10 protein-coding genes are annotated in these 10565 nt (G+C 75.2%); 6 read left to right on the forward strand and 4 right to left on the reverse strand.

From position 1 onward, the window contains the following. Positions 1–180: 180 nt before the first annotated feature. Entirely contained in the window at positions 181–945 is a 765-nt protein-coding gene (locus E1284_RS33560) for a bestrophin-like domain (protein ID WP_131944183.1), read from the reverse strand. Between the two features lie 273 nt (positions 946–1218). Here E1284_RS33560 and kamD point away from each other — a divergent pair, with 273 nt between their 5' ends. From kamD to E1284_RS33590, 6 genes are all read left to right on the forward strand, one after another. Beyond that, the gene (kamD, locus tag E1284_RS33565) at positions 1219–2838 is read left to right on the forward strand and encodes a lysine 5,6-aminomutase subunit alpha (protein WP_131944184.1); all 1620 of its coding nucleotides are present in this window, start codon (positions 1219–1221) and stop codon (positions 2836–2838) included. Further along, complete coding sequence (gene kamE / locus E1284_RS33570) at positions 2835–3689, forward strand: lysine 5,6-aminomutase subunit beta (RefSeq protein ID WP_131944185.1); 855 nt, start codon at positions 2835–2837, stop codon at positions 3687–3689. Before kamD ends, kamE begins: the two co-directional genes overlap by 4 nt. Beyond that, on the forward strand, positions 3682–4077 hold the full coding sequence (kal, locus tag E1284_RS33575; protein ID WP_131944186.1) for a 3-aminobutyryl-CoA ammonia lyase: 396 nt from the start codon (positions 3682–3684) through the stop codon (positions 4075–4077). Before kamE ends, kal begins: the two co-directional genes overlap by 8 nt. A gap of 555 nt (positions 4078–4632) precedes the next feature. Beyond that, positions 4633–6315, forward strand: coding sequence for an apolipoprotein N-acyltransferase (gene lnt, locus E1284_RS33580; protein WP_243714907.1), 1683 nt, complete (start codon positions 4633–4635; stop codon positions 6313–6315). 5 nt (positions 6316–6320) lie between these two features. Beyond that, positions 6321–7067 carry a polyprenol monophosphomannose synthase gene (locus E1284_RS33585; RefSeq protein WP_131944187.1) on the forward strand — a complete coding sequence of 249 codons (747 nt, stop codon included), beginning with the start codon at positions 6321–6323 and terminating at the stop codon, positions 7065–7067. An 86-nt stretch (positions 7068–7153) separates the two neighbouring features. Continuing rightward, positions 7154–7693: an FxsA family protein gene (locus tag E1284_RS33590; RefSeq protein WP_131944188.1), complete on the forward strand. Its 540-nt coding sequence runs from the start codon at positions 7154–7156 to the stop codon at positions 7691–7693. A 19-nt stretch (positions 7694–7712) separates the two neighbouring features. On the opposite strand, the gene E1284_RS33595 is transcribed toward E1284_RS33590, so the two are convergent. From E1284_RS33595 to E1284_RS33605, 3 genes are all read right to left on the reverse strand, one after another. After that, positions 7713–8498, reverse strand: a complete 786-nt coding sequence (locus tag E1284_RS33595; protein ID WP_131944189.1) for an ABC transporter permease subunit — start codon at positions 8496–8498, stop codon at positions 7713–7715. Continuing rightward, on the reverse strand, positions 8495–9949 hold the full coding sequence (locus E1284_RS33600; RefSeq protein ID WP_131944190.1) for a DUF1349 domain-containing protein: 1455 nt from the start codon (positions 9947–9949) through the stop codon (positions 8495–8497). The genes E1284_RS33595 and E1284_RS33600 overlap by 4 nt, the downstream gene beginning before the upstream one ends. Beyond that, the coding region (locus tag E1284_RS33605; protein ID WP_131944191.1) for an AAA family ATPase at positions 9946–10565 on the reverse strand (620 nt) is incomplete at its 5' end. The genes E1284_RS33600 and E1284_RS33605, both read right to left, overlap by 4 nt.

The raw sequence follows: 10565 nt of genomic DNA on the forward strand, positions 1-10565 counted from the left end.
GTTCGCAGGGGGAGCCGCCCTGCCCGGCGCCGGGGCCGATCTCGATGTCGACGCACACGCTGATCACGGGGTGCGGGGTCGGGTCGGCGAGCGCGCACGCCGGGAAGGCGAGCGCGCCCGCGACCGCGGCGGGCAGCACGGCCGGCAGCGCGGCGGCGCGGAACGCGAGCGGGTGCATGGTCAGCCGCCCGCCCCGATGCTCTGCAGTTGCGCCTGCAGGCGGGTGAACGCCTCCGGGCCGACCGCGAGGGCGCCGCTGAACACGTGCGAGATGTCGATGGTCAGGTAGGTCCCGGCGGCCAGCAGCGCCGCCATGATCGACAGCGGCACGAGCGTCGCGCCGCGCGGGCGGGCGCCCGACAGGAACGGCAGCAGCAGGACGGCGATGCCGGTGAGGACGGTCACGGCCAGCAGCCCGGCGGGCGGGGTCGTGCGGGCGTCCGCGGCGCGCTGGTTGCGGGCGGTGGAGATCTCGCCGAGGTGGTCGAGCACGGCGGTGCGGGCGTCCTTGCGCTCGTCGGTGCCGGTCGTGACGGCGATCACGTAGCGGCGCAGGTCGTCGAGGTCGCGCTGGCCGGCGGTGCTGAGGCGGCCGTGCCGCATGAGCCGCCACTCGGGGCCGCGGACGAGCGCGACGTAGCGGCTCAGCTCCGCCTGGACGTGCCGCGCGTCCGGTGGCGGGAGCCGGCTCGCGGCCCAGTACGCCTCGGAGACCGCCTGGCTCTCGGCGTAGGTGTTGGAGCGCGCGGCGTCGGCGGTGGTCCACGGCACGACGATGGCGATGGCGAACGCCAGCAGGAACAGCGCCGACAGCATCGCCCCGGTGTGCGCGGTGGTGGGGCCGTCGGGGTCGGGGTCGTCCACGCCCTTCCAGCGCCGGACGAGCCGGCTCGCCAGCAGTACCACCCCGATCGCGCAGGCCGCGGCCGCACAGTAAACGATCATGCCCCTCCCGGCTCCGGTCCGTCATCACGTGGGGTGAGTGTATTTTCACGGAACGTTGCTACTGGTGGGTTTCGCGATGACCGTCACCTGCGGGTGACATGACCGCCCGGCCAGGGAAGGTGATCGGTGCGGGGAAGAGAGTCCGGCGAGTTCTGGTGCTAGTTCTTGTGAAATACGGTGTCCATGCCGGAAGATCTCCCGTAGAGAACCCGGCGTGAAGGATGATTGTTCGGACCCGGCCTGAGAGGGGCGGCTGCGTGAGGGGAGACGGCAATGGCGCCGCAGGGAAAGCTGGACCTCGACCCGGAGGTGGTGCGCACCGCCCGGCGGCTCGCCGCCCGGGCCGCCGAGCCGATCATCGGCATGGCCCGCTCCCACACGACCGTCTCGGTTGAGCGGGCGCTGCTGCGCCTGGCGGGCCTCACCGGCGCCGACGACGAGGGGCGCCCCTGGGCCAACCACCTCGCCGACGCCGTCCGCGCCCAGGTCGGCCTCGAGCACGGCGTCGCGCTCCCGGTCTGGGACGCGCTGCTGACCGGCCCGCACGCCACCCTCGGCGACCTCGCCCAGGCCGCCGCCCGCGGCCGGGTGTCGTTCCGGCTCCCGTCCGGCACCGACGCCGACCACGCCCGCAAGGCCGCGGGCGAGGCCGCGCGCGGCGGCATGGCCCGCATCGACCGGCGCCGCGCCGAGCGCGACCGGCTGATGGCCGAGCTGCCGACCCCCGACACGGCCGACCCGCCGCGCCCGCTGGTGTACCTGATCGTCGCGACCGGCGACATCTACGAGGACATCCCGCAGGCGCAGGCCGCCGCCCGCGAGGGCGCCGACGTCGTCGCGGTGATCCGCTCCACCGGCCAGTCCCTGCTGGACTTCGTCCCCGAGGGCGCCACCCGCGAGGGCTACGCCGGCACCTACGCCACCCGCGAGAACTTCCGGCTGATGCGCGCCGCGCTGGACGACGTCTCCCGCGAACTCGGCCGCTACGTGCGGCTGACCAACTACGCCTCCGGCCTGTGCATGCCGGAGATCGCGACGCTCGCCGGGCTGGAGCGCCTGGACATGATGCTGAACGACTGCATGTACGGGATCATCTTCCGCGACATCAACCCGCGCCGGACGTTCATCGACCAGCGCTTCTCCCGGCAGATCCACGCCCGCGCCGGCATCGTCATCAACACCGGCGAGGACAACTACCTCACCACCGCCGACGCGGTCGACGCCGCGCACACCGTGATCGTCAGCCAGCTGCTCAACGAGCGGTTCGGGCAGGAGGCGGGCCTCACCGACGCCCAGCTCGGCCTCGGGCACGCCTTCGAGATCAACCCGGCGATCCCCGAGTCGTTCCGGCTGGAGCTCGCGCACGCCCAGCTCGTCCGGGAACTGTTCCCCGGCGCGCCGCTGAAGTACATGCCGCCGACCAAGCACATGACCGGCAACATCTTCGCCGGCTACCTGCTGGACGCCTTCTTCAACCTCGCCGGCGTGATGACCGGCCAGTCGATCATCCTGATCGGGATGATGACCGAGGGCATCCACACCCCGTGGCTGTCGGACCGCGACCTGGCGCTGGAGAACGTCCGCTACGTCCGCGACGCGTGCGGGAACCTCGCCGAGGACTTCATGCCCCGCCCGGACGGGATGCTCGTCCAGCGCGCCAAGCAGGTCCTGTCGGAGTCGGTCGACCTGCTGGGCCGCATCGCCGACGACGGGCTGCTCGAGGCGATCGCCGGGGGCACGTTCGGCGTCACCCGCCGCCCGCCCGACGGCGGCAAGGGCCTGGACGGCGTCGTCCCGCGCGCCGACGGCTACGTCAACCCCGCGATCGAGATCCTCGACACCGAGGACCCGCACGCCGCCCACGCCGACGCCGAGCAGGAGGTGCCCGCATGACGGTCGAGAGCGCCGGAACCGGCACGCAGACCCCGCCGGGGACCCCGGCCGAACCCGCCGACACCCGGCAGGTCATCCGCCCCTACGGCGACACGACCGGCGACGGCATGGTGCAGATGTCGTTCACGCTGCCCGTCCCCGCCGGCAAGCGCGCCGACGCCGCCGCCCTGCAGCTCGCGGGGAAGATGGGCCTGGACCCGGCCAGCGTCGTGCACGCCAAGCCCATGGGGCCCGACTTCACCTTCTTCATCGTGTACGGCAAGGTGCGGCACCTGATCGACTACGCGTCCATCCCGGTCCCGGAGGAGCGCGCGTACCCGCTGCTGACCTCGCAGGAGGTCAACCTGGCGATCCGCGAGGGGCTGAACCGGCGGCTGGTCGTCGTCGGCGCCTGCATCGGCACCGACGCGCACACCGTCGGCATCGACGCGATCCTGAACGTCAAGGGGTTCGCGGGGGAGAAGGGCCTGGAGTACTACCGGGAGATCCAGGTCGTGAACATGGGCGCCCAGGTCACCGTCGAGGAGCTGGTGGAGCGCGCCAAGGCCGAGAACGCCGACGCCGTCCTGGTCTCCCAGGTCGTCACCCAGCGCAACGCCCACCTGCACAACACCAAGCAGATGGCCGCCGCGTTCCACGCCGAGTACCCGACCGCCGTCGCCGGCGGGGTGGGCCGCCCGCTGCTGGTGGTCGGCGGCCCCCGGTTCGACACCGTCACCGAGGCCGACCTCGGCGTCGACCGGATCTTCGGCAAGGGCACCACGCCCGCCGAGGTCGCGAGCTACCTCGTCCACGCCCTGCTGCCCGACCGCCCGCACCCCCGCACCGAGGGAGAGACCGACGATGAGTGATCCGCGCGACGGGACGGCCGTCACCCACCGCCGCTACATCCCCTACTCCCACGCCCACTACGCGGGCGACCTGGTGGACGGCGCCTACGTCCTCGGGCTGTTCGGGGACGCGGCGACCGAGCTGTGCATCCGCACCGACGGCGACGAGGGACTGTTCGCCTCCTACACCGACGTCCAGTTCCGCGCGCCCGTCAAGGCCGGGGACGTGCTGGAGACCACCGCCGTCCTGCTCCGCGCCGGCACCCGCAGCCGCGCGATGGCGTTCGAGGCCCGCGTGGTGTGCCGGGGCCGGCCCGACAAGGGGGCGTCGGCCGCCGAGGTGCTCGCCGAGCCGATCGTCGCGGTCACCGCGACCGGCACGGTGGTCGTCGCCGCGCCGGGCGGCTGACCGCGCGGTCGCCGAAGCCGCCACGCCGCCGCCACGCCATGATCGCCGATCTTCCGGGCCGATTTCCCCGGTCGGTGATCATGGCGTTGACCTGCGCTGACACGGTGTCACCGCAGAACATGGCGCGGTTGACACCGGGCCGTGAGCCGGTAGTTTTGCTGCAGTCCAGCACGGGACTCACCGATCGGCCGCCCGAGGCGCCGCCGGTCACCGCAGCACGACGGGGACGGGGATCACGCGAGTGGTCGGCAACGTGCCCGCCTCAACCAGTGCGGTGCGCCGGGAGCGGACCCGGACGGAGCCGCCCGATCGCGCGGGGGGTTGGACCCGGGAAGGGCCCGGACATCCAGTAGAAAACGGAGCCTCGCTCTCACCGCCTGTGAGACGACTCCGGCCCGACGGATGTCGCGGGCCCTCTTCCGTGTCCGCGCGCCCGCGCCGCCCCGCGCCGCCCCGCGCCGCCCACCGCGCGGGCCGCGCGCACGGGCCGTGGTCGCCGCGGGCGCCCGCGCCCGGTAGCGTTCCGGGGAGGGAACGAGCGAACGAGGTGGGGACGTGGCCCAGGAGACCCTCCCGGACCGGTCGCCGGCCCGGAGCCCCGGCGCGGGCCCGGACGGCGCACCCGGCGGCGGGGAACCGAGCGGCCGGCCGGGCCGGCTCGGCGCCGGCCTGCGCCGCGGCGGCCGCGCGGGCTGGCCCCGCACCCTGCTGGCCGCGGCCGCCGGGCTCACCATGTGGCTCGCCTTCCCGCCGATCGACCTCACCTTCCTCGCCCCCGCCGGCGTCGCGCTGCTGACGCTCGCGCTGCGCGGGCAGCGGCCCCGCACCGGCGCCTGGCTGGCGTTCGTCGCCGGCGCCGCGTTCTTCATCCCCGTCCTGGAGGGCATCTCCCGGATCGGCCCGGACGGCTGGATCATCCTCAGCCTCGTCCAGGCCGCCTACTTCCTGCCGATGGGCGCCGGGATCGCTGTCGTCTCCCGCCTGCCCGGCTGGCCGGTCTGGACGGCCGCGCTCTGGGTCGCCGAGGAGGCGGTCCGCGGCCGCGTCCCCTTCGGCGGGTTCCCGTGGGCGCGGCTGGCGTTCAGCCAGACCGCCACGCCGCTGACCCCGTACGCGTCCTACGGCGGCGCGCCGCTGGTGACGTTCCTGACCGCGCTGCTCGGCGGGCTGCTCGCCTACGCCGCCGTCGCGGCCCACCGTGCCCGCCGCGCCCGCCGCCGGGCCCCCGCGTCCGAGCCCGGCCGCGACGAGGCCCCCGGCCCGCGCCGCCTGCTCCTGCCGGCCGCGGGCGCCCTCGCGCTGATCGCCGCCGTCACCGGCGGCGGGCTGCTGATCCCCACCCCGGCCGCCGGCCGGCCCGTCACGGTCGCGGTGGTCCAGGGCAACGTGCCGCGCCTCGGCCTGGACTTCCTCGGCCAGCGCAAGGCCGTCCTGAACAACCACGTCAAGGCCACCCACGAACTGGCCGCGCAGGTCCGCGCCGGCAAGGTCGCCCGGCCCGAGCTGGTGGTGTGGCCGGAGAACGCCAGCGACCTGGACCCCTACGAGGAGCCGGACGCCTACAACGCCATCGACGGCGCCGTGAAGGACGTCGGCGTCCCCGTCCTGGTCGGGGCCCTCACCGACACACCCGACGGGGAGAAGGTCGAGAACCGCGGCATCGTCTGGGACCCGAAGTCGGGCCCCGGCGACTACTACGTCAAGCGGCACCCGGTGCCGTTCGGGGAGTACCTGCCGTTCCGCGACGTCCTGACCAAGCTGATCACCCGGTTCGAGCGGATCCCGCGCGACTTCGCCAAGGGCACCCGCTCGGGCGTGATGCGGCTCGGGCCGGTGGACGTCGGCGACGTGATCTGCTTCGAGGTGGCCTACGACAAGGAGGTCCGCGACGTGGCGCGCGGGGACGTACTGGTCGTGCAGACTAACAACGCCACCTACGGCCGCACCAGCCTGCCCCCGCAGCAGATCGCGATGTCGCGGCTGCGCGCGGTCGAGCATGGTCGTACGATCTTGGTTGCGGCGACCAGCGGGATCAGCGCCATCGTCGCGCCGGACGGCCGGATGCTCGCGGAGTCCCGCGAGTTCGTCCCCGACGTCCAGGTCCGGACCGTCCCGGCGCGCACCGCGCGGACGCTGTCGGACCGCCTCGGGGAGGCGCCGGAGTGGGCGCTCGCGGCGCTCGCGCTCGGCGCGGTCCTCGCGGGGGCACGGACAGCCAGGAAGAACGAGGGGAATTGACGCCGATGGAGATCCCAGCCGACCTCGGCCGGGTGCTCGTGATCATCCCGACCTACAACGAGCGGGACAACATCGAGCGCATCACCGCCCGGGTGCGCAAGGCCGTCCCGTCGGTGGACGTCCTGGTGGTCGACGACGCCAGCCCCGACGGCACCGGCGACCTCGCCGACGCGATGGCCGCCAAGGACGACCAGCTCAAGGTCCTGCACCGCGAGGGCAAGGACGGGCTCGGCCCCGCCTACATCGCCGGGTTCCGGTGGGCGGCCGAGCACGGCTACGACGTCATGGTCGAGATGGACGCCGACGGCTCCCACCAGCCGGAGGAGCTGCCGCGGCTGCTGGCCGCGCTGGAGGACGCCGACCTGGTCATCGGTGCCCGCTGGGTGCCCGGCGGCAAGGTCCGCAACTGGCCCAAGCGGCGCGAGGCGCTGTCGCGCGGCGCCAACACCTACGCCCGGCTGATGCTCGGCATCCCCCTGCACGACGCCACCGCCGGGTACCGGGCGTTCCGCGCCGCGACGCTGGCGAAGATCGGGCTGGAGGAGGTCGACTCGCGCGGCTACTGCTTCCAGATCGACCTGGCGCTGCGCGCGCTGCGGCAGGGCCTGCGGGTGGTGGAGGTGCCGATCACCTTCGTCGAGCGCGAGCACGGCACCAGCAAGATGAGCCGGGACGTGATGGCCGAGGCGGCGCTGCGCATCACCCAGTGGGGCATGGCCGACCGCGTCGGCAAGATCCGCCCGCCCCGCTGAGGGACACCGGGCCCGCGGGGAAACGAACGGGCCCGTCCCGGCGTTGTACGGGGGAGAGCTTTTGTGACGACCCCGAAAATGGAGCCATGCTGCCGCTGCTGATCCTGCTGGCGTTCCTGCTCGTGCCCGCCCTGGAGATCTTCGTGCTGATCCTGGTCGGCGGGGCGATCGGCGCCTGGCCGGTGATCGGGCTGCTGGCCGCCGAGACCGTGCTCGGGGCGTGGCTCGTCCGGCGGGAGGGCCGCCGCGCGTTCGGCGCGCTCCACGACACCGTCCGCACCGGCGTCCTGCAGGACCGCGAACTCGGCGACGCCGCGCTGGTGATGGCCGGCGGGATGCTGCTGCTGTTCCCCGGCTTCGTCACCGACGCGGTCGGGCTGGTGTTCGTGCTGCCGTTCACCCGGCCCCTCGTCCGGCGGGCGCTGTCGGCGTTCGCCGCGCGGCGGCTGCGGGCCGCCGAGGAGCGGGCCGCGACCGTGTTCCCGCCCGGGTTCCCGCCCGGCCCCGGCGCCGGGTTCGACCCGTTCGGCCGGAACTCCGGCCCCGAGCGCGTGGAGACCCCGCCGGGACCGGTGGTCCGCGGCGAGGTCATCCGCGAGGACGACGACACGGCGTCGCGCGCCTGAGGGGAGCGCGACCGGGCGGCTAGGCGTCCCGCGCGGCGAGCAGGGCACCGCCCGCCAGCAGCGCCGCCGCCGCGTACCCGGCGAGGACGCCGAGGCCCTGCCACGGCCCGATCGGCAGCAGGTCCAGGTTCCGCGTCGCCTGCACGGCCAGGCCCGCCGGCATCGGCGCGACCTTCTCCAGCCGGTCCTGCCAGGCCGGGTTCGCCGCCAGCCGGGTGACCGCCGGGACGATCCACAGCAGCGCCAGCACCGCCGTGATCGCCGCCGCCTGCTCCCGCAGCGCCGTCCCCACCCCGAGCGCCAGCAGCGCCACCAGCACCAGGTACAGGACTGTGCCGGCCGCGGCGCGCGCCGTCGGGCCGTCCAGCGGGGACAGCGGCGGGTAGCCGTGCGCGGCCGTGAACCCGCCCGCGGGCAGCAGGCCCCGCCCGGCCGCCAGCGACGCCAGCACCCCGGCCGTCCCGGCGGCGGCGACGGCCCCCGCGACGACGGCGGCCTTGGCGGCCAGCACCGCGGCCCGGCGGGGGACGGCGGCCAGCGTCGCCGCGATCGTCCCGGTGGCGTACTCGCCGCCGACCGCCAGCACGCCGAGCACGACGGCGGCGACCTGGCCGATCTGGACGCCCGACAGCGCCAGCTTCGGCGTGTCCTCCATGCAGCCGGCGGGGGTCGTGCAGTGGGCGGTGTCGACGGAACCGGTCACGGCGGCGCCCACGGCGGCCGTGAGGCCCGCCAGGGCTGCCAGGACCCACCAGGTGCTCGGCAGCGTCCGCAGCTTCGTCCACTCGGCGTGCAGGGCGTTCACGCGTCCCTCTTCCGGATCAGCCGGGCCGCCAGGGCCAGCGCGGCCGCCGTGTAGGCGCACAGGACCCCGAACCCGGCCCACGGGGCGATGGCCTGGTCGAACCGCGTGACGGTCTGCTGGACCGCGAACCCGGCGGCCGGGGTGAGGCGCTCCAGCCACCGCGCCGCCGACAGCGGCAGCCCGGTCGCGACGATCTGCGGGACGAGCAGGAGCAGCAGCACGATCGTGATCGCGGGCGCGCTGCGCCGTACGATCACCGCGACGGCCAGGGAGAACACCGCGACGACGCCGAGCAGCGCGCCCGTGCCGAGGACCGCGCGCAGCACCGCGCCGTCCGACAGCGGCGGCGGCGACATGCCGTGCGAGCGGAGCACCGGCCCGGCCAGCAGTACCGCGCCGAACGCCGCCGCGAGCCCGGCCGCCAGCGACGCCAGCCCCACCACGGCCGCCTTGGCCGCCAGGACGCGGCCGCGGCGCGGGGACGCCGCGAAGGTCGTGCGCAGCATCCCGCGGCGGAACTCGGCCGTCACGAACAGCACCGCGAGCGCGACGATGGCCGCCTGGCCGATCAGCGCGCCGGTCAGCGTGGTCCGGGTGACGTCGTCGGCGAACCTGTCGGGGCCGATGTCGCCCGTGCCCTTCAGGGTGAACGTTCCGCCGGACTCGGTGCGGCCGTCGGCGTCCGGGTCGGAGGCCGGGCCGCCCGGCGTTCCCCGGTCGCGCCAGGACGCGCCCGGCGCCGCCGGGGAGACCGACACGTGGTCGAAGGTCGCGCGGGTGGTGCCGGGGCTGCCTGAGATGCTCTCGCCGCCGAACTGCCGCCGCACCTGCACCTGGTCGGGCGCGGCCGCGAACATGCCCGCCAGGGCCCGCTCCGGCAGCCCGTCCAGGCGGACCGACCCGACGCGGTGCCAGGCCCGGCCGTCGGGGGAGTGGTAGCCGGTCACGGTCGTGCCGGTGCGGGTCAGCTTCAGCCAGCGCGGCGGGGCCGCCGTCCCGCCGCCCTGCCCGCCGCTCTCGTAGCCGGTCTGCAGCCGCACGCCGTGGCCCGGCGTCACCATCAGCGCCGCGTAGGGGGTGCCGTGCTGCGTGCCGCCCCGGATCATCAGCCCGGCCTTCGCCCACGCGCCGCCGCCGTCCTGGGAGGCGACCCTGGCGACGATCGAGCCGTCGCCCGCGAGGGGCCGGTAGGTGTAGTGCCCGAGATCGAACACGGCCGGGAGCCGCGGCGGCGCGGCCTGCCCGCCCGAGCCCGTGGAGTCGGTGCCCGCCGCCGACAGCAGCGCCACCAGCACCGTGAGCAGGACCGACGCGAGCAGCGCCAGCATCCAGCGGGGGACGGTGCGCAGCTTGGTCCACTCGGCCAGCAGCAGCCGTCCGAACCCGTCCCGCGCCTCCGCCCGGAGTCCGCTGCGGTACGGCGTCCCCGCGGGGGGAGCGGGGGCGGTCACCGGGCCCCCTGCCCGGTCACGGCCTGGAACTCCACCGCGTCCCTGGTCAGCTCCATGTAGGCCTCCTCCAGCGTCGCCCGGTGCGCGGAGATCCCGCTGAACGCCACCCCGGCGCCGGTCAGCAGCGCGATGATCCGCTCGGACGGAAGGCCCGCGACCGTCACCGCGTCCGGCCCGGTCGCGGTGGCCGTGGCGCCCGCGCGGGCCAGCACCGTCATGGCCTCCTGCCGCTCGGCGGTGCGCAGCTCGACCCGCCCGCCGGACGCGGCGTCCAGGAGGTCGGCGACGCTGGTGTCGGCGATCAGCCGGCCCCGCCCGATCACCACCAGGTGGTCGGCGCCGCCCTCCAGTTCGCTCATCAGGTGGCTGGACACCAGCACCGCCCGGCCCTCGGCGGCCAGCGAGCGCAGCAGGCCCCGGATCCAGGTGATGCCCTCGGGGTCCAGGCCGTTGACCGGCTCGTCGAACATCAGCACCGGCGGGTCCCCGAGCAGCGCCGCCGCGATCCCGAGCCGCTGCCGCATGCCGAGCGAGAACCCGCCCGCCCGCCGCCGCGCCGCGCTCGCCAGCCCGGCCAGCTCGATCACCTCGTCCACCCGCCGGGCGGGCAGCCCGC

Source organism: Actinomadura bangladeshensis, assembly GCF_004348335.1.
Taxonomy (GTDB): domain Bacteria; phylum Actinomycetota; class Actinomycetes; order Streptosporangiales; family Streptosporangiaceae; genus Spirillospora; species Spirillospora bangladeshensis.

Coding starts and splice junctions, on each gene's coding strand:
- E1284_RS33560 (WP_131944183.1), bottom strand. CDS start 945: ATGATCGTTTACTGTGCGGCCGCGGCCTGCGCGATCGGGGTGGTACTG.
- kamD (WP_131944184.1), top strand. CDS start 1,219: ATGGCGCCGCAGGGAAAGCTGGACCTCGACCCGGAGGTGGTGCGCACC.
- kamE (WP_131944185.1), top strand. CDS start 2,835: ATGACGGTCGAGAGCGCCGGAACCGGCACGCAGACCCCGCCGGGGACC.
- kal (WP_131944186.1), top strand. CDS start 3,682: ATGAGTGATCCGCGCGACGGGACGGCCGTCACCCACCGCCGCTACATC.
- E1284_RS33585 (WP_131944187.1), top strand. CDS start 6,321: ATGGAGATCCCAGCCGACCTCGGCCGGGTGCTCGTGATCATCCCGACC.
- E1284_RS33590 (WP_131944188.1), top strand. CDS start 7,154: ATGCTGCCGCTGCTGATCCTGCTGGCGTTCCTGCTCGTGCCCGCCCTG.